General features: G+C 71.8%; 20 protein-coding genes and 1 pseudogene. 7 read left to right on the top strand and 14 right to left on the bottom strand.

From position 1 onward, the window contains the following. Nucleotides 1-290 precede the first annotated feature (290 nt). Both AB0I11_RS04400 and AB0I11_RS04395 read left to right on the top strand, forming a co-directional pair. Complete coding sequence (locus AB0I11_RS04400; RefSeq protein ID WP_357312835.1) at nt 291-1,142, top strand: rod shape-determining protein; 852 nt, start codon at nt 291-293, stop codon at nt 1,140-1,142. Beyond that, entirely contained in the window at nt 1,139-1,453 is a 315-nt protein-coding gene (locus AB0I11_RS04395) for a TraR/DksA family transcriptional regulator (RefSeq protein WP_357312831.1), read from the top strand. Before AB0I11_RS04400 ends, AB0I11_RS04395 begins: the two co-directional genes overlap by 4 nt. 112 nt (nt 1,454-1,565) lie before the next feature. Here AB0I11_RS04395 and AB0I11_RS04390 read toward each other — a convergent pair whose 3' ends face one another. Both AB0I11_RS04390 and AB0I11_RS04385 read right to left on the bottom strand, forming a co-directional pair. Beyond that, on the bottom strand, nt 1,566-4,523 hold the full coding sequence (locus AB0I11_RS04390) for a M4 family metallopeptidase (RefSeq protein WP_357312829.1): 2,958 nt from the start codon (nt 4,521-4,523) through the stop codon (nt 1,566-1,568). A gap of 178 nt (nt 4,524-4,701) precedes the next feature. Continuing rightward, the gene (locus AB0I11_RS04385; RefSeq protein ID WP_357312825.1) at nt 4,702-5,760 is read right to left on the bottom strand and encodes a glycoside hydrolase family 43 protein; all 1,059 of its coding nucleotides are present in this window, start codon (nt 5,758-5,760) and stop codon (nt 4,702-4,704) included. A gap of 220 nt (nt 5,761-5,980) precedes the next feature. On the opposite strand from AB0I11_RS04385, the gene AB0I11_RS04380 reads away from it, so the two are divergent. Beyond that, nucleotides 5,981-6,592: a helix-turn-helix domain-containing protein gene (locus AB0I11_RS04380; RefSeq protein ID WP_357312822.1), complete on the top strand. Its 612-nt coding sequence runs from the start codon at nt 5,981-5,983 to the stop codon at nt 6,590-6,592. A 159-nt stretch (nt 6,593-6,751) separates the two neighbouring features. On the opposite strand, the gene AB0I11_RS04375 is transcribed toward AB0I11_RS04380, so the two are convergent. The 3 genes from AB0I11_RS04375 to AB0I11_RS04365 all read right to left on the bottom strand — a co-directional run bounded on the left by AB0I11_RS04375 (nt 6,752) and on the right by AB0I11_RS04365 (nt 8,843). Then, nucleotides 6,752-7,072, bottom strand: a complete 321-nt coding sequence (locus AB0I11_RS04375) for a multidrug efflux SMR transporter (protein WP_357312817.1) — start codon at nt 7,070-7,072, stop codon at nt 6,752-6,754. Further along, nucleotides 7,069-7,776, bottom strand: coding sequence for an NAD(P)H-dependent oxidoreductase (locus tag AB0I11_RS04370; protein WP_357312814.1), 708 nt, complete (start codon nt 7,774-7,776; stop codon nt 7,069-7,071). The genes AB0I11_RS04375 and AB0I11_RS04370 overlap by 4 nt, the downstream gene beginning before the upstream one ends. Before the next feature lie 137 nt (nt 7,777-7,913). Continuing rightward, on the bottom strand, nt 7,914-8,843 hold the full coding sequence (locus tag AB0I11_RS04365; RefSeq protein WP_357312811.1) for an alpha/beta hydrolase: 930 nt from the start codon (nt 8,841-8,843) through the stop codon (nt 7,914-7,916). Nucleotides 8,844-8,928: 85 nt separating this feature from the next. On the opposite strand from AB0I11_RS04365, the gene AB0I11_RS04360 reads away from it, so the two are divergent. Further along, complete coding sequence (locus tag AB0I11_RS04360) at nt 8,929-9,540, top strand: CGNR zinc finger domain-containing protein (RefSeq protein WP_357312807.1); 612 nt, start codon at nt 8,929-8,931, stop codon at nt 9,538-9,540. Nucleotides 9,541-9,547: 7 nt separating this feature from the next. Here AB0I11_RS04360 and AB0I11_RS04355 read toward each other — a convergent pair whose 3' ends face one another. Continuing rightward, entirely contained in the window at nt 9,548-10,150 is a 603-nt protein-coding gene (locus AB0I11_RS04355) for a TetR family transcriptional regulator C-terminal domain-containing protein (RefSeq protein WP_357312804.1), read from the bottom strand. Nucleotides 10,151-10,216: 66 nt separating this feature from the next. Between AB0I11_RS04355 and AB0I11_RS04350 the strand changes: the two genes are divergently transcribed. Further along, nucleotides 10,217-10,750, top strand: coding sequence for a hypothetical protein (locus AB0I11_RS04350; protein ID WP_357312801.1), 534 nt, complete (start codon nt 10,217-10,219; stop codon nt 10,748-10,750). Nucleotides 10,751-10,863: 113 nt separating this feature from the next. Here the strand turns inward: AB0I11_RS04350 and AB0I11_RS04345 are convergent, their stop codons facing one another. The 6 genes and pseudogenes from AB0I11_RS04345 to AB0I11_RS04320 all read right to left on the bottom strand — a co-directional run. Beyond that, nucleotides 10,864-11,382, bottom strand: coding sequence for a DUF2716 domain-containing protein (locus tag AB0I11_RS04345; protein WP_357312799.1), 519 nt, complete (start codon nt 11,380-11,382; stop codon nt 10,864-10,866). Nucleotides 11,383-11,631: 249 nt separating this feature from the next. Continuing rightward, on the bottom strand, nt 11,632-12,288 hold the full coding sequence (locus AB0I11_RS04340; RefSeq protein WP_357312796.1) for a TetR/AcrR family transcriptional regulator: 657 nt from the start codon (nt 12,286-12,288) through the stop codon (nt 11,632-11,634). A 67-nt stretch (nt 12,289-12,355) separates the two neighbouring features. Further along, nucleotides 12,356-12,535 carry a peptide-methionine (S)-S-oxide reductase gene (locus AB0I11_RS04335; protein ID WP_357313491.1) on the bottom strand — a complete coding sequence of 60 codons (180 nt, stop codon included), beginning with the start codon at nt 12,533-12,535 and terminating at the stop codon, nt 12,356-12,358. Between the two features lie 244 nt (nt 12,536-12,779). Continuing rightward, the gene (locus AB0I11_RS04330; protein WP_357313487.1) at nt 12,780-12,998 is read right to left on the bottom strand and encodes a transposase; all 219 of its coding nucleotides are present in this window, start codon (nt 12,996-12,998) and stop codon (nt 12,780-12,782) included. Between the two features lie 218 nt (nt 12,999-13,216). Next, nucleotides 13,217-15,793, bottom strand: a complete 2,577-nt coding sequence (locus tag AB0I11_RS04325) for an RICIN domain-containing protein (protein ID WP_357312793.1) — start codon at nt 15,791-15,793, stop codon at nt 13,217-13,219. Nucleotides 15,794-16,573: 780 nt separating this feature from the next. Beyond that, nucleotides 16,574-16,804 (bottom strand): annotated as a pseudogene (locus AB0I11_RS04320) (peptide-methionine (S)-S-oxide reductase); the annotation flags it as partial. A gap of 391 nt (nt 16,805-17,195) precedes the next feature. Between AB0I11_RS04320 and AB0I11_RS04315 the strand changes: the two are divergent. Beyond that, entirely contained in the window at nt 17,196-18,113 is a 918-nt protein-coding gene (locus tag AB0I11_RS04315) for an NADP-dependent oxidoreductase (RefSeq protein ID WP_357312790.1), read from the top strand. Nucleotides 18,114-18,459: 346 nt separating this feature from the next. Further along, entirely contained in the window at nt 18,460-19,293 is an 834-nt protein-coding gene (locus tag AB0I11_RS04310) for a ferritin-like domain-containing protein (RefSeq protein ID WP_357312787.1), read from the top strand. 128 nt (nt 19,294-19,421) lie between these two features. Here the strand turns inward: AB0I11_RS04310 and AB0I11_RS04305 are convergent, their stop codons facing one another. Both AB0I11_RS04305 and AB0I11_RS04300 read right to left on the bottom strand, forming a co-directional pair. Next, on the bottom strand, nt 19,422-21,005 hold the full coding sequence (locus AB0I11_RS04305) for a tannase/feruloyl esterase family alpha/beta hydrolase (protein ID WP_357312784.1): 1,584 nt from the start codon (nt 21,003-21,005) through the stop codon (nt 19,422-19,424). A 118-nt stretch (nt 21,006-21,123) separates the two neighbouring features. After that, on the bottom strand, nt 21,124-22,329 hold the full coding sequence (locus tag AB0I11_RS04300; protein ID WP_357312780.1) for a CoA transferase: 1,206 nt from the start codon (nt 22,327-22,329) through the stop codon (nt 21,124-21,126).

Genomic DNA, 22,329 nt, shown 5'->3' with positions numbered 1-22,329 from the left:
GGCGGTGATGATGACCCGTACGCCGGTGGCCACCCCACCCGTGTTCGCCGGTTGCCCGCCGCTGTCCCGGCGGGCGCCGGCCCCGGTGGCCCGATCCGGGCCGCGGCGGCCCGCCGCCCGGACCGGCGAGGTTCTCCCGCCGCCGCGTGGTGGACGTCCCTGAGCCCCGGCGGGTCGACGCCGTAGCGAGCGCACCGCTCTGACGGTCGCCCCACGGCCCGACCGCCCATCCACCGCACCCCACCCCCGCCGCCGCGACGGCCGGGGGTCTCACCGTAGAAGAGGTCGGTATGCCCGGCAACGTCACTTCCGTACACCCTCCGGTCCGCACCGGGATGCTGGTCGGCCGGTCCCACACCACCCGCCCGGTGGTGTCCGTCGCGCCCGAGCCGGTCGCCGTGGACCTCGGCAGCGCCCAGCTGCGGATCTGGCTGGGACCGCACGGCATGCTGAGCGTCCCGGTCGGCCAGGGCCTGCGGACCCCGGTGGTGCGGCGCGGACGCATCGTCGACGGTCCGGCCTGCACCACCGAACTGCGGCGGCTGCTGCAGGACCACCGCATCCCGCTGCCGGTGGGCTCGCTCGTGGTGGCCTGCCGTCCGGTCCTCGCCACGCCGGCCGACCAGGAGGCCACCCGCCGGGTGCTCAACGCCGTACTCGCGCCGGCCCGGCTGCTCTTCGTCGACAGCGTCCGCGCGGGCGCCATCGGCGCGGGCGCCGCCGCCGGCACCCTGCTGCTCGCCGACATCGGCGCCCAGCTCACCGAGGTGGCCCTGCTGGAGCACGGCCGGGTGGTCGCGGCCCGGCGCGCCGAGGTCGGCACCCGGGACCTGAACCACGCGGTGACCGCCGGCATGCTCGCGGACACCGCGACCAGGCTGATCCGGGAGTTGCGGCAGGAGCCGGCGCTGCGGCAACCCGTCCGGGCCGCCCTGGCCCGGGGCGTCGTCGTGATCGGCGACGGGGCCACCCGACCCGACCTGACCGCCCGGCTGGTCGCCACGCTGGGCGCGACCGTGCACCGCGCGGCGGCACCGCGCACCGCCGCGCTGACCGGGGCCGGCATGGCCGCCGTCGCGGCGACCCGACACCCGTTGGCCGACCGGACCCGGCCGCCTTCCGGAAAGGACGAGCGACAATGACGCACACCCTCGAAGACCGCACCGAAGCGCTGCGCGAGTTGCTGGAGCGCCAGTTCCAGGAGCACACCGACCAGCTCACCGCGCTCACCGTGCACTCCCGGCAGCCCGACCACGGCGGTCACGACCCGGACACCCTGCGCCGGCTGATCGAGGTGGCCCAGCAGGGTGTCGCCGCCACCGCGCAGGCGCTGCGGCGGATGTCCGAGGGCACCTACGGCGTCTGCGACCGCTGCGGCCAGGACATCCCGACGGCGCGGCTGGAGATCCTGCCCTCGGCCCGCTGTTGCGTACCGTGCCAGCAGCGTGGCTGACCGGTCCGGGATCGTCCACCGGCCGGCAGCGCGGCCGGCCGGTACGGCGCGCCGGGAACCCCACCAGCGGGTTCCCGGCGCGCCGCCGGGCGTCGGCCTGCCTAACCGGGGCTCACCGGCAGGACTTCGCGCCCGTCGCGTACGCCAGGCCGAAACCGCCCGCCGACGAGTCCAGGTAGATCACGTCGCGCCCCGCGCCCGCCGTCGCGAACATCTGCGCGCCCGGACTGCACGACGCCGGGCCGACGTACGTCCCGTCGAACCGGTACTGCCTGAGCTTCGGGTTGAGCGAGTTGTCCGGGTAGCCGCCGGTCGCCAGCCAGCGGTCCACGGGGGCCTCCTCGGTGATGGTGAGGGTGGTGTCGGAGAGCGTGAGGACGTCGGCCCGCTTCGCCTGCGGTGAGTTCTCCTCGAAGAGCAGGTGACTCGTGCCGGTGGCGAAGTCGAAGAGCCGGACCGAGTCGTGGTACGTCCCCTGGCTCCACGCGCCGTCGACGTAGCGGCCGTAGTCGCGGTTGATCACCCAGGCCACGGCGGTGCCGGACACCTGCGGGTAGCTCATCGTCTCGGCGCCCGGGTCACCGCCGGCGAAGGTCGTCTTCCCGGTCGCGACGTCGTACACCTCGACGCCCAGCGACCACCAGGTGCCATCGGGGTTGGGCTGCGCGAGGTCCTCGTACCGGACGTAGGAGATCTTCCCGTTCCGGACGCTCGGCGCCGTGGCGTTGCCGACCCAGCCGGGGTGGGCGAGGGTGTGCACGGTCGGCGAGTCGCCCCGCAGGTAGCGCACGACGTCCAGGTAACCCTGCTCGGGGTCGTACTGGCTCCACGCCACCACGGTGCCGTCGAAGCCCAGGCCGTCGATGCGGTACGGGGAACGGTAGAGCTCCTCGACCTTGCCGCCGCCGACGGGCGCCGACAGGATGCGGTCGATCTCCCACGTCGGCGAGTCGGCGTTCGTCTCGACCGACAGCCACACGACCCGCTTGCCGTCGGTGTGCGGGAAGCTGTGCACGTTCCCGTCGTCCGGGGAGATCCGGTACGGCGTGTTCTCGCCCTTGGTGCGGCCCACCCAGATCGAGGTCGGCTGGGTGTGGTTCGCGTCCGAGCGCGGCACGGCGAACCAGCCACCGGCCATGCTCGCCGTCATGTCGACGTACATCCCGGTGTTGAGCCGGTCGACCAGCAGGTCGGTCTTCTTGCCGTACAGGCCCGCCTTCCACTTCGCGGTGATCCCGCGCGAGTCGAACGCGGCCTGCACCACCGTGAGGTCCTTCTTGCTCAGACCCCACGACCGGGCGGAGGCGAGCACCGCCTCGCGGGCATCGACGAAGTCGGACATCGGCGCGAGGTAGTCGGTGAGCGCCCGGTAGACGATCTTGTCGGCGACCGCGCCGCCGAACGCCTGGCGCAGGTCCCACAGCGCCCCGGACACGATCGTCGAGTTGAGGTGCACGCCGCCGTCGTCCATCGCCGGCGTGTCCATCAGGTGCTGGAAGTCCGCGGTGGTGGCGCCGTCGTCGAGGTTGCGCAGGGCGCACCGGGCCGGAGCCAGGGTGCGGCAGAGGTCGCCGCCGAGCAGGCTCGCCTCCGGATCGGACATCGACGTGCCGGACGCGTCGACGTCGATGGCGTTGCCGAAGTAGTCGGCGATCGCCTCGTTGAGCGCGCCCGGCTGGCCGCCGTAGACCAGGTTGGCGGTGTGCTCCACCACGCCGTGCGACATCTCGTGGCCCACCACGTCGGGGTCGGCGGCCAGCGGCAGGTACTCGTCGTCGCCGCTGCCGTACACCATCCGGGTGCCGTCCCAGTACGCGTTGACCCACGGGTAGCCGCCGTAGGTGATGCCGACGATCGAGTCGATCGGCATGCCCGCGCCGTCCAGGCTGTCGCGCCCGAGTTCGGTCTGGTACCACTCGAACACCTTCGCGGCGTCCCAGGCCGCGTCGACGGCGCCGGCGTCGGTCAGGTCGGCCCCGAGCGTGGTGGACGGCGACGCGAACGGCGCGACGCCCTCCGGCCACCCGCCCTCGAGCAGGTCGTAGTAGTCCCGGCCCCGGCCGTCCCAGGTGGTGATGGGGACCGTCCGGCCGTCCTCGCGGGCGTGGGTCCGGTCCGTCATGAGGTAGCCGTCGGCACCGTCGGGGCGGACGAGCGGGATCGGCACCGTGGCGCCGTGCAGGGTGGTGCCCGTGCCGGCGACCGGCGTCGCGGCGGTGCCCGTGGCGGTCGCCGCCGGCGCGGCCTGCGGCGCCTTGGCGGTCCCGCGGGCGGCCAGGGCGGCGGCCTGCTGCGCGGTGGCGAACGTCTTGATCCGGCTGACGCTGAGCAGCGGCACGCCGTTCGTTGCGGCCACGTACACGTCGCGCAGCACGGGCTGACCCGTCACGACGTCCCTGCCCTTGACGAGTACCCGCCGGGCGAGCACGCCGGTGCCGGTCGGCATGACCACGAGCCCCTGGTCGGTGCCGGTGAGGTCGGCGCGGGCCGGGTCGGGCTTCGGGCCGGGCCGGGGGGCGCCGGCGACCACGGCCGCGCCGGGGTGCAGGCTCCTGCGTACGTCCTCGACGGCCCGGGCGATCGCGATGTCCGCGGGCAGCGGGGTGGCCGTGGTGTCGACGTCGAGGTCCGTGAAGTAGCTGCCCGAGGTGCCGGTCACCGTACGTGTGCCGGCCTTCTTCTCCATCCGCACCACGTACTGGGCGCCGAACACGGGCAGGCCGCGGTACTTCTGGTTCAACCGGACCGTCTCCCGCGCGCCGTGCGTGTCGACCCGCCCGGTGGTGAGCGTGCCGGCCGGGTCGGCGATCCGGTAGCGGTCCCGGTGGCCCGCGAGGTGGGCCCGCGCGGCCTTGTCCGGTGCGATCGTGGCGTCGGCCGGGTCGGCCAGATCGTCCACGAGGGCTGGGGTGTCCGTGGCGGGCGCCACGGTGGCCGGGACGGACGCCTCGGCGGCCGTGGTCGTGCCCGCCGGTGACGGGCTCGCCGCGTTCGCGGCCTGCGCGGTGGTGCCGAGGAGGGCGGCCGCCGCCAGGACGGCGAGGGCGGGTGGTGCCTTGAGACTTCGCAACTGTTGCTCCTGCGTGGTGAGGACCGCGTCCGGTCCCGGCCGGCTCGGTGCGGCGCGGGCTCCGCTCACCCTCACCGCGCTGTCGCCACCGCCACAAGAACAACTTTGCGCAGCTGCGCAAGTCGGAAGCGCGCGGAAACCCCGCGCCGGAGCACCGGCGCGGCGCGCCGGCGGGCGGTCACCGTTTCACGGTGCGGATGCCACCGTCCTCGTCGTACTCGAGCGGGGCGATCCGCACGTCGCGCAGGTGGTCGACGCCGGACCGGCTGGCGTCGTGGTACAGCAGGTACCAGTCGCCGCCGACCTCGACGATCGAACCCTGCGTCGTCCAGCCGTCGACCGGTTCGAGCACGGTGCCGCCGTAGCTGAACGGGCCGTACGGCGAGTCGCCCGTCGCCCACGCGAGCTGGCGGCTCTCCCCGGTGGAGTACATCAGGTAGTAGCGGCCGGCGCGCCGGTGCACCCACGATCCCTCGAAGAAGCGGCGGGGGTCGCCCTGCCGCAGCGGCCGGCCGGCCTCGTCGAGGACGACGACCTCGCGGACCGGCTCGGCCAGGCCCAGCAGGTCGTCCGTGAGCCGCGCGACGCGCGGGCCGAGGGCCGGCTCGTCGTTCGCCGGATACGTGTCCGTCCCCACGTACCCGCCGTTTCGCCAGCGCTGCAGCTGCCCGCCGAGGATCCCACCCTGGTAGAGGTACGTCGTCCCGTCCTCGTCGGTGAACACGGCCGGGTCGATGCTCTGGCTGCCGGCGATCGGCTCCGGCTCGGCGACGAACGGGCCGGCCGGGTCGGCCGAGGTGGCCACGCCGATCCGGAAGATCCCGTCGCGGTCCTTCGCCGGGAAGAACAGGTAGTAGCGGTCGCCCTTGCGCGCGGCGTCCGGGGCCCAGAGCTGCCGGTCCGCCCAGGGTATGTCCGCGAGGGCGAGGGCGACCCCGTGGTCGACGACCTCCCCGCCGACCTGCGCCATGGACAGCACGTGGTAGTCGCGCATGTCGTACTGGCTGCCGAGCCGGTCCGGTGGCACGCCCGTGTCGACGTCGTGCGACGGGTACACGTAGAGCCGGCCGGCCCAGACGTGACCCGACGGGTCGGCGGTGTGGATGTGCTCGACCAGCGGTCCGTCCGCTGTGGTGGAACGCGCGGTCGGCTGGCCGGTCGTGCCGCTGTCGCAGCCGGCCAGGGCGGTGACGGCGGTGGCGCCGGCGACGGCTCGGGCGATTCGGCGTGAGTGCACGGGGTTCCTCGGGTGGCCGGATCGGCGCCTGCCCGCCCGGGCGGGTGGGCGCCGGCGCTGGTGATGTTCCGGGCCAGCCTAATGGTCCGGGCACGGCCGAGCGGACCGGCCGGACAGCCTTCCGACGGGTGGGATCCTCGTCGGGGTACCAGCCGCTCGCCGGCCAGGCGCGCCGGGCGCCGTCCATTCGGACGCCGCGTCCACTTGCTAGGCTGGGTCGGTGAACGGCCGCACCGACCGGTTGACCGGGGATCCGCTCGGCCCTCGCGCTCAGGGTGAGCGGGCCGACGCGGCCAGGAACCGGGCGCGGGTGCTCGCCGCCGCCAGGACCCTGTTCGCCGGCGGCGACCCGCGAAGCGTCACGATGGAGGACATCGCCCGGGCCGCCGGCGTGGGGCGCGCGACCCTCTACCGGCGCTACCCGGACACCGCGTCGATCGCCCAGGCCCTGCTCGACGACCACGAGCGCGACCTCCAGCAGCGGATGATGTCCGGGCCCCCGCCGCTCGGCCCCGGCGCTCCCCCGGCCGAACGGCTGGCGGCCTTCTACGCCGCGATGGTGGACCTGCTCGAGCAGCACCTGCCGCTCGTGCTCGGCGCCGAGGTCGGGCCGGCGCGCTTCGCCACCGGGGCGTACGGCTTCTGGCGGGCACATGTGCGGGCGCTGCTGGCGCAGGCCGCCGCGCCGCAGGTCGACGCGCTCGTCGACGTACTGCTCGCGCCGCTCGCCCCGGACGTCTACCAGTACCAGCGCGAGCAGCGCCGCCGCACGCCGGAGCAGATCGCCGCCGCCCTGCGCACCCTCGCGTCCGGCGTGCTCGACGGCGGATGAGCCGGGCGGGACGACTCCGGTGCCCACTTCCCGGACCCGTCCCGCCCGGACGGACGAGGGCCACAGCCGCCGCGCCGGCCAGCCTCCGCACGAAACGCGGCCCGCCGCGCCGGTCAGGCCGCCGCGCGCGGCCGGCCGGCATTGCGGTGATCCCCCCGCTCAGTCCGGGTTGGTGACCCGGGCGAGCACGATGCCGCCGACGATCAGGGCCAGCGCGGCGAACCGGCCGACACTGACCGGGTCCCGGTGCACGACGATGCCCAGCGAGATCGCCCCGATCGCGCCGATCCCGGTGAACACGGCGTAGGCGGTGCCGACCGGCAGCTCCTGCATGGCCCGGGACAGCAGGTACACGGCCGCGGCGCCGAGGACGAGGCAGATCAGGGTCGGCAGCGGCCGCGTGAAGTTCTGGGTGGGCTTGATGCTCTGCGACCAGACGATCTCGACCAGGCCGGCCAGCACCAGGATCAGCCAGGTCATGACCCGGCCCGCGCCGCGACGGGGCCACCGGTCGCCAGGGTGCGAGCCAGGTCGGCTGCCGCCCGCTTCGCCGCGTCGAACGAGGCGGCGTACGACTCGCGCCACCGCGCCAGCGTCGGGTCCACGGTCGAGTTCACGAACTCGGCGTTGATGACGGTGATGTCGTCCACCTGGAAGTGCCCCCGGAAAAAGTCGCGCAGGTAGCGCTCCTGATGGTCGACCGGCTCGCGGGGTGTGCCGGGCGCGTACGAGCCGCCGCGCGCGGAGACCACGACCACCGTGGCGTCCAGCGAGGCGCGGGGGAACGTCACCTGGTCGAGCCAGAGCTTCAGGCTCGCCGGGATCGAGAAGTTGTACATCGGGGCGCCGATGAGCAGCACGTCGGCCGTGACCAGCTCGGTCAACAGCGGCTCGACGACCGCCCACGCCGCCCGTTGCGCCGGGGTACGGACTCCTTCGGCGAGGCGGACCGGATCGGTGATGCCGTGCGCGAGGGCGTAGTCGCAGAGTTCCGTCCACGCCTCGCCGATCACCGGAACCGGATCCGCGGCGAGGTCCCGGTAGGTGTAGGTGCCCGTCGGGCTCGCCGCCCGCCACTGCTCGGCGAACACCCTGCTCAGGGCGCGGGAGTGCGAGGCGCGGCGGGCGCTGGTGTCCAGGTGCAGCAGATGGGCCATGACGACCTTCCCCTTCTTCCCCGACATTCGGACACCGTGTCCGCTTACGGGGTCGACCCTAGCAACGAACCGGACGCCGCGTCCATTTCCGCTCGGGGCCGTGACGCCCGCCACACCGGACCGACGCGGCACCCGCTCGACAAATCGGTCCAGGGAGGACCGGCCTACCCCGTCGCGGCGGCCGCCGACCGGTCGGCGCGGGCGGCCCGGTCGAGGAAGTCGGCCACCAGCGGCGCGATCTGCGGCAGCTTCTCCTCCAGCGCGAAGTGCCCCGTGTCGAGCAGGTGCAGCTCGGCGTCGGGAAGGTCCCGCAGGTACGCCTCGGCGCCCGGCGCGGGGAAGAACGGGTCGTTGCGCCCCCACACGATCAGCGTCGGGGGCTGGTGCAGCCGCAACCACTCCTGCCAGCGGTCGTACTGCTGGAGGTTCGACTTGTAGTCGAAGGCCAGGTCGAGCTGCGGCTGGCTGCGGCCCGGCTGGTCCAGGAAGTGCTGGTCCAGGGTCCAGCCGTCGGGGGCGACCTCGTCCGGGTTCGAGGTGCCGCCCTCGTACTGGCCGCGGGTGGCGGGCAGCGTCAGCAGCGCGCGGACCTGCTCCTCCGCGCCCGGGTCGGTGGGGCGCAGCGCGATGAAGTCCCGCGCCTGGTCCGACAGCCCTTCGAGGTACGCGTTGCCGTTCTGCACGATGAGCCCGGCCACGCGACGCGGGTGGCGGGTGGCGAGCCGGAAGCCCACCGGGGCGCCGAAATCGAACAGGTACAGCACGAACCGGGTCAGCCCGAGGCGGTCGACGAACCGCTCGACCGCGTCGGCCAGGCCGTCGAAGGTGTAGTCGAACGAGCCGCCCGCCGTCGCCGGTGTCGGCACGTCGCTGTGCCCGAAGCCCGGGTAGTCCGGGGCGACGAGCCGATGGCGGTCGCCCAGCACGTCGATGAGCCGCCGGTACTGGTGCGAGGCGGACGGGAAGCCGTGCAGCAACAGGACCGGTGGCCGGTCCGCGCTTCCCGGCGCGGAGGGGACGGACTCCCGGTAGAAGAGCCGGAGCCCGCCCACGTCGAGGTGCCGGTGCACGACCCGGGTCACGCTCAGCGTCATGGTCACACCCTTCTTAATAGTAATGTCGCATTAGGCATACCGGTGACCGTCCTAACGCGTCAAGAGGCCGGGATACCATTAGGTGGTGACGGACCTGACGCCGCTCGTGGGCGAGCCGCTGGCACTCGACCTGGTCAACACGGTGGTGCGGCACGGCGGCAACACCGTCGACCTGCTGGCCACGCCCGCACAGCTGCAGGCGTGGCTCGGCGCCCAGGCCGATCGCGTGCCCGACCTGCCCGAGGCGCCGGCCACGATCACGCCGGACGACGTGGCGATGGTCCAGGCCGTACGCGGCCACATCGCGGTCGCCGTCGACCACGCCCGGCGCGGCCTGGCGCCGCCCGCCGACGCCGTCGCGTACCTCAACGGCAGTCAGCGCCGGGCGCCCGCGATCCGGGAGTTGCGGTGGCTGTCGGGTGCCCCGCGGGCACGCGTTCGCCGCGAGGGCAGCCTGGGTGCGCAGCTCGCGGCCCACCTCGCCGAGGCCGCCGTCGACCTGCTCACGGATCCGGTGCTGGCCACCGTGCGGCAGTGCGAGGCCGAGAACTGCGTCGTGCTGTTCCTGCCGGCGCATCCCGGTCGCCGCTGGTGCTCCCGCACCCGGTGCGGCAACCGCGCCCGCGTCGCCCGGTACTACCGCCGGCACAAGGCCGGCCGGCCCGAGCCCGCCGGCGTCGACGATCCGCCGCGGTGACCGCGGGTCAGGCTCGCGGCTCGGAGCCGGTCAGCTCCGCCAGGTACGCGTCCAGCTGCGCCACCATCTCGGCGGCGCCCAGGTGTCCGGCCAGGACGTGCGTGGTCAGACCGTCGACGACCGCGTGCATCCGCCGGGCGACCGTGTCGAGGCGGTCGGGTTCGCCGGCCAGGTGACCGCGCGCGGCCAGATCGCCGACGAGCCGACGGCACATCTCGAACATCGCGGTGAAGTGCCGGCGTTGCACGCGGGCCAGCGCGGGATCGCCCAGGCCGAGCGCGAGGAAGGAGAAGGCGATCGAGGCCTCGATGCGCCGGCGCTCGTCGACAGGCATGGTCTCCAGCAGGATCGCCCGCACCGCGGCGACCGGATCGGCCGGCAACGGTAGCCGTTCGATGCGCTCGGTCACCTGGTCGATGACCTGCTCGCAGGCGAACGCCAGCAGCTCCGCGCGGGTGGCGAAGTAGTGCCGCAGCGCGCCGGAGGACCAGCCGGACGCGGCGGCGACCGAGCGGGTGGAGACACTGTCGATGCCGCCACCGGCGATCACCTGCCAGACCGCCTCGGCCAGCTCCCGACGGCGCTCGGCGTGGTCGACGATCTTGGGCACCCCGTTATTATCGCACGATCGTGCTAGAAAGATGTGGCACGGCTGTACGGAACCGGGGAGGCTGTCATGGTGCCGGCGATCATCGCCTGCGAGATCGGGTTCTGGGTGCTGCTGCTGGCCGGTCTCACCGCGCGCTACCCGCTGCGGGCGAAGACCCTCAGCACGGTGCTGCTCCTCTGCGTGCCGCTGGTCGACGTGGTGCTGCTCGCCCTCTCCGTCGTCGACCTGCGCGGGGGCGGCGAGGCGAGCGCGGCGCACGGCCTCGCCGCCGGCTACCTCGGCGCGTCCGTGGCCTTCGGGGGCCAACTGGTCCGCTGGACCGACCAGCGGTTCGCTCACCGGTTCGCGGGCGGGCCGGCGCCGGCCCGCGCCCCCCGGCACGGCCGGGAGCACGCCGCCCACGAACGGCGGCAGTGGCTGCGCCACCTCGCGGCATACGTCGTCGCGGTGGCCGTGATGGGACTCTTCACCCTGCTCGTCGGCGACCCCGAGCGGGTCGCGCCGATGTGGGGGCCGATGGGCGTCTGGGGCATCGTCGTCGCCATCGACTTCCTGATCTCGTTCAGCTACACCATCGCGCCCCGCAAGGCCAGGTCATGACCGCCGGCGCGGTCCGTCGAGCGCCACGCCGCGCGCCCCGGTGAGGTAACCGGGCGTCCGCGTCTCGGGGTGCGGCGCCCCGTTCACGGACCATTCGTTCGCCGGACCCGCCCTCACCTCGTCACCCGCTGGCCGTCGCGCCTCATCGGCATGCCGAGGAGGTCGTGCAGGTCGGCTTCGACCAGGTCCAGCAGGGTGCCGCCGAACACGCACAGCGACAGCTCCCACGGATGGCCGAAGCTGCCGAACCGGAAGTCCTCCGCGAGGTATATGTAGTAGTCGCCGTCCGGGTACGGCGACAACGGCCATCCAGGCTGGCCAGGCGGATCGATGTTCTCCGGCCCGACCAGGCTGGGCCAGACCCGGTAACTCGGGTGCTGCCAGTCCAGGCACAGGATCGAACCCGTCCCCGCCAGCGCCGTGAACCCGGCCTGCACGACCTCGACCAGGCGATCCAGGCGCGGGTATCCGGGTTCCTCATCGAGGCCGTCCAGGCTCCAGGTGACCGACGGGGTCGGTTCCTTGATGGCCGGGTACCGGTGCATGCTGGGGCGGAAGTCGAACGCCGCGTCAAAGCGGTCCCACACAGCCTTCTCGGCGCCGGTCAGCTCGCGGTACGCCCTCATCGCCATCGCCGCACCCTACTCGCGGCTGCGGTGCCACAGCGTCCTCGTGTCTGGGGACCGATTGCGTACCGCTGCGGTGATCGAGCACGCTGGGCGGGTGGCCGATCGACGCGCTTCGGCTCTATTGCAGGTGAATCGGCGTCGCTGTGGCGCATCGCGCGCGGATCGGCGTCGCTGTGGCGCATCGCGCGCGGATCGGCGTCGCGGTGGCGTATCGCGTCCGCGCGATCGGCCTGATCACCCGAGCGGGCTCGATCAACGGGTCGGCTTCCCGGACGGCTGCGTGAGGAACGATTTGATGTGTTCCAGTGCCATGTCGAGCGCGACCTCCATGGGTGCGACGTTGTGCGCGGCGTTCGCCAGCAGGTAGCCGCCCTGCAGGGCCGCCATCAACCCCGTGGCCAACTTCTCCGGGTCGGCGTCCTGGCGCAGCGCACCGCTGTCCCGCATCCGGTGCAGACCGTCGCTGATCAGTTTTTCCCATTCCGCGAACGTCTCCGCCAGCATCGATCGCGCCTGCTCATCTTGGTCGGACAGCTCGACCGCCATCGACCCGAGGCCGCACCCGTATCGGCCGTTGTTCAGCGAGTTGGCCTGGATCAGCGCGTTACGCCACCGGACCAGCCCGGAGAACGATCTCAGTCGTTCGAGCCCTCCGCGCTCGCGCTGAAGCACGAGCGCGCCTCGATATCTGACCAACGCGCGGACGAGTTCCTGCTTGTCGGCGAAGTGGTGATAAAGCTGGGACTTGCTGGTCTGGCTTGCCTCGCGGACGTCGTCCAGGGTCGTCGCGTTCACTCCGCGCACGAACATGAGGCGGTTCGCCGCCTCGAGGATCCGCTCACGCGTCGCGATGCCCCGTTGGCTGATCCTCCGCGGCTTCGTCGGCGGAGCCACCTGCTCGTCGCCCATCGGTAAAGTGTATCCAGCGGCACGCCCAACGAGGCGGCGCGCGGACCGAGGTCCGCGCGCCGGGGTGTCAGGCCGTCGCCCGCTTCGGGAGCTTCCAGCCCGGGGGGGGATTTGCAGGTGTAGCGTCCGGGTAGGTCTGCAGGTAGTCCTGGTGCTCGGGCTCTGCCTCCCAGAAATCACCTGCCGGGGTGACCTCGGTGACGACCTTGCCGGGCCAGTGGTACGTGCCAGCGACCGATGGCCGCATCCCCGCGGCGGGTTGCTCCTCGAACAGCCAGTGGCCGCTGCCGTCGACAACGTGTGAGGTGACGTCGGCGGGGCCGGCCGCGACGGCCCCGCACCGGCGTGGAGGCATCCAGCAACGGGAACAGCAACTGCGCGTCCGGGGGTGTTCGCGGCTGAGATCAGCACCTGCAGCGGCACGCCCCGCCGGTCGCATAAGACGTGGATCTTCGAGCCTGGTTTGCCGCGGTCGACCGGGTTTGGCCCGGTCAGATCCCCCTTTTCAACGCCCGGACACTGATCGAGTCGATCATCGCTCTGGACCAGTCGATCCCACCGGCCACGTTCAACCGGTGCAGCAGCTCGTGATGGATCTGATCCCACAATCCGAACCGGGTCCACTCGGTGAACCGGCGATGCACCGTCGCCCGGGACACCCCGAACAACACAGCGGGCAGCTTCCGCCACGAGCAACCGGCCTGCACCATGTACGCGATCGCCGCGAGGACAGCCCGGTCGTCAGCCCGGCGCTTCCCACCGCCCTGAAGGCGATCTACCGCAAACTCCACGTCATGGAACGCTGCTTCAACCGGCTCAAGCAGTGGCGTGACCTGGCCACCCGCTATGCCAAACGCGCATCTCTCTACCGGGTGAGCCTCGTCCTGATCGCCGCCGTCATCTGGCTTCCATGATCGGCAGGACAGGCCTAGGCGGGTACGAACTGCCACTGCTGGTTGGTCCCGCCGTTGGCGGTCCACTGCACGACCTGCGCCCCGTCACTGGTCGCCGCGCCGTAGACGTCGGCCAGCAGTCCGCTGTTGCGGCTGACGATGGTGTAGTAGCCGTCGCCGGTGGGCCGCAGGTACCACATCTGGTTCGTACCGCCATTGGCCGACCACTGCTGCAGTTGCAGTCCCACCGTGCTGCTGCCGCCGTTGACGTCGAGCACCTTTCCGGAGGCGGTGTAGCGCAAGGTGTAGGCGTCCTGCGTGGTGCTGATCGTCCACGTGGGGGTGCCGCTCTGCTGGACCGCCTTGGCCCCGTCGGCGGTGGAGTTGCCGACGATGGCGAGGGGCTTGCCGCTGTTGCGGTTGACGATGCGGTAGGCGCCTGGTGCGGGCCCGGTTCCGCCGCTTCCACCGAGAGTGAAGTACTCGACCGCGTCGGTGAAAACGGTGCTGCCGGACTTCGTGGTCGACAGCTGCAGGTACACGCGGCTACCGGTGGCCGGGGTGGTGAAGGACACCGGCTGGGTGACCCGCGAGCCCAGCGGGACGGTCAGCGTCGTGCTTCCGGACGCGACGACCGCGCCGGTCGGGCTGTCGAGCCGGGCGGTCCAGGTGAAGCCCACCGAGGTGTCGGTGAAGTCGTCGTTGAACACGGTGATGTTGCGGGTCACCGTGGCGTTGCGGGCGTAGCTGGGGATCGCCTGCGGCAGCGGGAAGGTGCCGTTCGAGTCCGAGGCGCCGGAGGCGGACCAGTACGGCAGGTCGACCGCGGCCACCGGGTTGAACGCCGCCTGCACGCGCTGGATCTGCGGGTTGCTCCAGGGGTCCGGGAGGTTGTCCGCGCCGTAGATCGGGTGACCGCCCTCCTCCGGGGTGAAGTCGGTGGTCCGCACTCCGGGCACGACGCTGGCCCAGGCGGACAGCAGCGTGTACGGGCGCAGGTCGGTGGCGTTCTTGCCGCGCTTGGCCAGGGTTGCCGTGGCGAACCACTCGAAGCCCTGCTTGGTGTTGCATGCCGGCCAGATGTACTCGCCCTCGCCGTCGGGCCGCCCATTCACGGTGATCAGGCCCTCCCCGTACTTGCCGAAGCCGTCGACGTAGTGCGGGATCACCGCGAAGTTGGCGTACGTCATCCCGGGATACAGGCTGACATTCCCGCCGACGCCCACCTCGACAATGACCGGCCGGGTGCCGTCGGCGCCGTTCATCGCCGCGTACAGGTCCTTCTCGAACTGTTCGGAATCCTGGCCGCTCTGGTTCGGCTCGTTGTTCTGACTCCAGCGGATGATCGCGGGGTGGTTGCGGTCGCGCAGGACCAGCGCACGGGCGTGGTTGACCATGTTGTCGTGCCCGGCGATCCAATCCTGCCCGGACTGGGAGCCGCGAATCGCGGTCTCGCCGATGATCATCAGGCCCATCTCGTCGGCGACATCCAACATGTACGGGCTCGCGGGCTCCTGGTGGATGCGCACCACGTTGTAGTTCAGCCGCTGGTAGTTGTCCACCGCCTGCGGCCAGCCGCCGTTGCCCGACGATGGGGGCAGGAAGCCGGGCAGAGTATCGAACGCGTCGCCCTTGCCGCCGTTGTTGATCCGGTCGTAGTCAGCACCCTGGAGGTTGTCGCCGCGGAAGTTCACGCGCACGCCGTTGAGGTAGTAGTAGTCACCGTTCTGGGTGGCCTCCCGGAACCCGAACCGGTAGGTGGCGTCGCTGGTGTGCCCGCCATCGGTGACGGCATGCACCGTCAGCCTGTGCAGCTGCGCCCGGTACCCCGACCGGTACGGCACGTTGGGCCACCAGTACGAGGTGCTGTCGAGGTTCCACGCGACCGGCCCGACGGTCACGGTCGCGGTCGAGTGGGCCGCCACGGTGACCGTACGGCTGGGCAGTTCCGGGTAGCTGAAAGCCGTTCCGTTGTTGGACGACAGCGACCCGGTCAACGTCACCGATCGGGAACTGCTCGACGTGTTATGCACCGACACGACGTAGGTCAACGTCTTGTTCGCCACCGACGTACGCACGAATGTGTCGCTGACGTACACCGCTGGGTACACCCGCAGGAACGCCGAACGGTAGATCCCCTGGGGGATCGCCTCGGACCACTCGGCGGCGTCGGGCACCAGGTACCGGCCGTTGGATGCCTTCAACGCGCCGCGGCCCTTCACGTTCACCGTGATCGTGTGGGTGGTGCCGGGCGCCGCGTATGCGCTGATGTCGAAGTTCGACGGGGTGAACGCCGTCGTCTGGGTGGCGACCACGCGGCCGTCGACCGACAGTGTCGCCTGGTGATTGACGGCGCCGAACTCGATCCAGGTCGACTGCGGCTGCCCCGAGTCCGGCACGGTGATGCTGCGCGAGTACACCGCCTCGTTCACGTCGGTGAAGCCCTGTTTGTACCAGCTGCCACCGGGCACGCTGATCGACGTCGTCGCCCGGCCCGCCGGGGTGAAGCTCCACGTTCCAGCAAGATCGACGGAAGTGAGCGCCGCGTTGCCGGCGGAGACGCCGTCGGCAACGGCCGCCTTGGCGGCGCTACCGGCTCCACGCGACGTCACCAAAGCTCCCGGCGCGGTGGCGTGCGCGACCGTCGGATCGGCGGTAACGACCGCCACCGTACCGACGCAGAGAACAGCCATCGAAGCCAGCAGCCCCAGCGGTTTTCGGCCGCCGAGAAGGTTCCAGGCGAAGGACCGGATCGAGCGGAACACGAACTTCTCCCATCTGCCCCGAGCGCCAGCCGTCTACCAACCAGCGAATCGCGGCCCTGTCGAGGCAGTTGCCGATGGCCAAGCTGAGGAGGCGTGACGGCGTGCGGCCCGGAACGGCCAAGCGGCCCCAGGCGATCGAGACGCCGCCGACCTCCCGACGAGGCCAACGGCCTTCGCGGACCCTGACCCAACCGGCGGCATAACGTCCACGAGCTGGAACCACCGACGCGGACATACAGACCAACCTCCAGCACCCACCAGACGTCATACGTTATACGGTCGATCGGAGACGGTCAATGTCTACCTGGCTGAGGCCCTACCTAGGACGCGCGCTGCGCCAGGTCACCTGGCAGCGCCTTGCTCGAAGCCGGCATCACGACGCTCGCGCACCCGACGCGGCTCGGGCCTGCGGAAACGCAACCCCACGGTCAACATCAACCCGTCGAAGAACTCACGCCATCGCTGGGCGTCTACCCTGTAGGCGGCAGCCGCCGCATCATGGTCAGTCCACACAACCGTCCATGACCGACGCCGGCTGCCCTTCTTCCGCATCCAGGACCGGCCCCAACCGGCTCAGGTCAACATCTCCGCTATCGGAGGTCGGCAAGGGCATTGCCACTAGTACTCCAGGCTGAAGAAGAACTCGAGCAGGGCGCGGAAGTCGATCTTCTCGGGATCGTCGACGACCTCGATCGACTCCGCGTGGGTGCCGTGGTGGCGGTAGGTGGCGTCGGGGACGTCGCCGCCGCTGTAGCCGACGGGCGTGGACACGACGCCGGGCTGGTGCCGGAACAACTCCGCCATGCCCCAGAAGCAGCCGCCGGCGAGGATCGCCCTTTCGGCGCGAGATTTCCGCAGCTTTTTGGGCCGAAAGGTCCAGGGATGGTTCCAGCAGTCGCCAGCCCGGTGCCGTCGCTGTGCCTGGTGGCCAGTGGTTACGGGCGCCGCCGCGGCAGCGCTTGCCTGCCCTCAGACTGGACTTGACCGACCAGTTAAGCCGCGGCTAGGTTCGAGGCGTCCGACCGGGCGCCGCCGCTGGCGACGCCGTTTTCGGCGTGCCCACCGGCGCCGAGTTCTCCGTACCTGACGTCGCCGCCGGGGAACCGGGCGATGCTGACACCAACCGCGAACCGTGAGACGGAACATCCAGCTGGCCACGTCCGGTGGCCGCCGGCATCAGCTGCGCCGGTGGGGCTCGCATTCCGACCACATTCCCAGCACAGAGACAATGACCGAGGAGGCAATGCCCATGAAAGCGATCGTGGTGACGGACCAGGCCGCGGGAAGGGCCGGGATGACGCTGGTGGAGCGGCCCGAGCCGGCGCCGGCGCTGAACGACGTCGTCGTTGAGGTTCACGCGTCGGGATTCGTCCCGACCGAGCTGGCCTGGCCCTCGACCTGGACCGATCGTCTCGGCCAGGACCGGACGCCGTCGATTCCCGGGCACGAGCTGGCCGGAGTGGTCACCGCCCTCGGTTATGGCACGACGGGGCTGTCCGTCGGGCAGCGGGTGTTCGGCCTCACGGACTGGAATCGCGACGGCACGCTGGCGGAGTATGTGGCCGTCGAGGCGCGCAATCTCGCCCCGCTGCCCGGCGACGTCGACTTCACCGTGGGCGCGAGCCTGCCGATCTCCGGCCTGACCGCGTGGCAGGGACTGTTCGAGCACGGCCGCCTCCAGGCGGGGCAGAGCGTCCTCGTGCACGGCGCGGCCGGCGCGGTGGGTTCGCTGGTCACGCAGCTCGCCGTCGAGGCCGGCGGCTACGTCATCGGCACCGGGCGCACCGGCGACCGTCAGGCGGCGCTCGACTTCGGCGCGCAGGAGTTCGTCGACCTGGAGAACGACGCCCTCGAGGACGTCGGCGGAGTCGATCTGGTGTTCGACGTGATCGGCGGTGACATCGGCAAGCGCTCGGCCGGTCTGATCCGGGCCGGAGGAACGCTGGTGTCCGTGGTCGGGCCGCCGGAGGCGCGACCCGCCGACGGCCTGGCGGTCGACTTCGTCGTGGTGGCCGACCGCGCCCAGCTGGGCGAGGTCGTCCGGCGGGTGCGGGACGGGCGGCTCCGGACCCACATCGGCCTGGTCGCGACCCTCGACGACGCCGTGGCCGCCTTCAACCGGACCGAGCGGGTCACCGGGAAGACGGTCATCCGCGTCCGCCCGTGAGGACCCGGGCGAGCGCCGGGCTGCGGACGCACCGTACGCGTCCGCAGCCCGCGGGAAGATCACCAGCGAGCGGCCGACGTCCACTCCGGGTCGACGTGCGCCACGGTGCGGCCCTCCCGCCGCGCCCCTCTCGCGGATGACGGTTCGGGAAAGGAGTACGGCCGAGACAGCCTCGCATTAGCGTGAGCGGCGACGGCAATAGCGCACGGCGCACCGGCGAGATATCGATGGAGCAGCCGGCGGGTCGTGGATCGAACGGGGGTCGGCTTCCATGGTCAAGAAGTTCATCAAAGAGGCGGTGTCGCGCAGCTCCGAGTCGGATGGCGACCGACAGAAGCTCGAAGCGATGACCGACCCCAACAGCCCCGCCGGGCAATCGCCGGACGGCTCGGGGCCGAGCGACGCGACGATCCTGAACTTCGCCCTCAATCTCGAATACCTCGAAGCCGAGTTCTATCTCCGCGCCACCACGGGGCAAGGGCTGCCGGACGAGATGACCACCGGCACCGGCACCCGGGGCCAGGTGACCGGCGGCGGCATGGTCAACTTCAGCAACCCGGTGGTGCGCAGGTTCGCCCGGGAGATCGCCTCGGACGAGCAGCAGCATGTGGCCTTCCTGCGGTCCGCCCTCGGGGAGCACGCCGTCTCCCGTCCGGCGATCTCTCTCGACACGAGCTTCACCGCGGCCGCCACCGCCGCCGGGCTCATCAAGGCGGGCGAGACGTTCGACCCGTACGCCAATGATCTCAACTTCCTGTTCGCCGCGTTCCTGTTCGAGGACGTCGGGGTCTCCGCCTTCAAAGGAGCGGCACCGCTGCTGTCCAACAAGACGTACCTGGACGCTGCCGCCGGTCTGCTCGCCACCGAGGCGTACCACGCCGGGATCGTCCGGTCCGCGCTCTACCAGGAGGGCATGATCGACGAGGCCGTCTTCGCGGGCGTGCAGAAGCTCTCCGACGCCCGCAACAGTCTCGACGGACCGATCGACGACGACCAGGGCATCGGCACCAGCGCCGAGGCGAACCTCGTCCCCACGGACGCCAACGGCATCGCCTACGGCCGGTCGGCCCAGTCGGTCCTCAACATCGTGTACCTCAACGCGAGCCCGGCGAACTCCGGCGGCTTCTATCCCGCCGGCCTCAACGGCGAGATCGCGATGAGCGGCGGGCCGGCCCGCTGATCCCCTGACCTGGCGGGTCGGCCGGGTCAGATCGCGCTGCGACGCACCGGGGGCGGTTGCCGCCTCGCCCGCTGACGCGGCAGAGCGGGGGCCCGCACCGCTGCGGGCCCCCGCTCTCCGGCTACGGGTCAGTGCCGGCCGCGCGGGCCGGGCACCGGCTCCCAGTTGGCCGCCACGTTCGGGTCGCCGCTGCCGTCGTAGCTGGCCTGCAGCGGGTACGGGTACACCGGACGCTGCATCGTGGTCGCACCACCGCTGACCTTGCTGGCCAGTACCGAGGCGGGCGCCTGGCCCCGCTCGGTCCAGTCGCGGATCGCGCCGAGCCAGTCGACCCGGTCGGCGCCGGGGCCGCCGGAGCAGTGGTACACGCCGGGCAGCAGGAACAGCCGGGCGAACTGCTGGGTGCTGGCCAGCGAGCCGTACCGCGTCACCACGTCCTCGTAGTACTGGATGGTGCCGAACGCGGTGATCAGCGGGTCGGCCAGGCCGTGGTAGAGCATCAGCTTGCCGCCGGCCTTACGGAAGGCGTCCAGGTCGGTGGTGTCGGCGTTGTAGACCTTCGCCATCGGGTCCAGCTTGGCCGCGTCCCGGCTCGGGTCGAAGTCCCACAGCGCGTAGCTCGGGCCCGGGTCGGTCGGGAACGCCAGGTAGCGCAGGACCTGTTCGGCGTACGCGCCGCCACCGCTCAGCCCGGTCGGCGACGTGCTGATGTCGGCGCCGACCCAGCCGCCCTCGGAACCCAGCGGCAGCCCGCCCGGGTACAGCTCCCGGCCCTGGTCGTCGCGCGGGCTGTCGTACCACTTCTGAAGCACCGCGACCTGCGCGGCGCTGAGGCAACCCGGCCCGGTCGTGCCCGCCGGGCAGAGCAGCGTCGCCGGGTCGAACCGGCAGGCGCGCGGGTCGTCGACGACGCCGTCCTTGACCACGCCGTCGCACGCCGCCAGCACGGCCTGGTTGACCACGGCGGCGGCGGCCGCGTTGATGATCTGGCGGTGGTCGGCGTCCCGGTTCTGCAGCTCGCGCACGCCCTGGGAGAGCGGGGCGAGGTAGTTCTGCCGGTTGGCCGGCGCGCCGGCGACGATCCCGTCGAAGTCGCCGGGCCAGCGCTGCGCCTCGATCAGGGCCTGCCGACCGCCGGTCGAGCAACCCACGAAGTAGGAGTACGCCGGGGTGTGGTGGGTCAGTTCCTTGAGGATCGCCTTGGCCGCGAGCGCGGTCAGGTGCTCGGAGAGGTAGCCCCAGGTGTTCTGGGCGGCCGTGTTGTTGTAGGCGAACGAGGCGTCCGAGCCGCCACCGACGTGGCCGGTGTCGTCGGAGGCGACGGCGTAGCCGAGGTCGACGTTGCCGTTGCCGGAGGTGCCGGCGGTCGGGATGCTGCCGCAGAAGCCGCCGCCGCCCAGCTGGACGTAGCGGCGGTTCCAGTCGATCGGCGCCTGCAGGCGCAGCTGGATGACCGAGGTGCTGCCGTCCTGCGCGCCGACGGTGATGCTGGCCCGCACGTCGCAGTAGCGCGTGCCGGCCGCGGTGGCGCCGGTGGTGAGGGAGGTGATCGTCGTCGGGTAGCCGACCGCGCGCAGGAGCTTCTGGGCGGCGGCGGGAGTGGTGGTGGAGCAGTCGGGTCGCGGCGTGGCCTGGGCGATGCCGGGAGACCCGGCGACGGCGAGACCGGCGGCGACAACCAGTCCGGTGAGGAAACGGAACCTGTGGAGCACATGCCCTCCAGTGTTTCGCTACGCGGAACGCGGTGACATCACCACGATCTGGACAATGACGCTAGAGCTGGCAGAATGGCTTGTCAATATCCATCCACGTCGTTCCGCTGGGCGGAACCTAGCGGATCACGTCGCGCTCGCGAAGCGCCGCCAGTTCCTCCGCCGGCAGGCCCAGCTCGTCGCCGAGCACCGCGTCGGTGTCGGCGCCCAGCGCCCGTCCGGTGAACCGGATCCGGCCCGGCGTGCGGCCCATCCGCCAGAGCAGGTTCTGCATCCGGATCGGCCCCAGGTCCGGGTCGTCCACCGTGGTCACCAGCTCCAGCGCCCGCACCTGCGGGTCCTCGAGCAGCTCGCTCGGTTTGTAGACCGGGCCCACCGCGGCACCCGCCTCCTCGAACGCGCGCAGCACCTCGTCGCGGGTCCGTGCCCCGATCCACTCCCCCACGTAGCCGTCCAGCAGGTCGGCGTGCTGGGCCCGCTGGCGTCCGGTGGCGAACCACGGTTCCTCGATCACCTCCGGGTGGCCGACCAGGGTCAGCACCCGCCGGGCGATGCTGTCGGCGCTGGTGGAGATCGCCACCCAGTGCCCGTCGGCGGTGCGGTAGGTGTTGCGCGGCGCGTTGTTGAGCGACCGGTTGCCGGTGCGCTGCTGGTCGACGCCGAGCTGGTCGGCGTAGATCACCCCGGGCCCGACCGCGGTCATGATGGGGCTGAGCAGGTCGAGGTCGATCTCCTGACCCCGGCCGTCCTTCTCCCGCTGGAAGAGCGCCATCGAGACCGCCGCGGCACCCGCCATCCCGGCGATCGAGTCGGCCAGACCGAACGCCGGCAGCGTCGGCGGGCCGTCCGGCGCGCCGGTCAGGTGCGCGAAGCCGCTCATCGACTCCACCAGCGTGCCGAAGGCCGGCCGCGACGCGTACGGGCCGGACTGCCCGAAGCCGGTGACCCGCAGCAGGATCAACCCCGGGTTGTCGGCGGACAGGACGTCGTAGCCGAGCCCCCAGCGCTCCAGCGTGCCGGGCCGGAAGTTCTCGATCACGACGTCCGCGGTGGCGGCCAGCTTGCGGAAGATCTCCGCGCCGGCCGGGTCACCGAGATAGAGCCCGACCGTGCGCTTGTTACGGGCGATCATCTTCCACCACAGCGGCTGGTCGTCCTTGGCCAGCCCGTGCCCGCGCATGCCGTCGCCGCGGCCCGGATGCTCGATCTTGATGACCTCGGCGCCGAAGTCGCCGAGCACCTGCGCCACCAGCGGGCCGGCCAGGATGGTCGACGCGTCGAGCACCCGCAGGCCGGCCAGCGGGCCGTCGTTTCCACCGGACAT

This window comes from Micromonospora sp. NPDC050495, assembly GCF_040655175.1.
GTDB lineage: Bacteria > Actinomycetota > Actinomycetes > Mycobacteriales > Micromonosporaceae > Micromonospora.
Note: the sequence above shows the minus strand (reverse complement) of the source record. Positions and strands in the feature narration are given on the sequence as shown.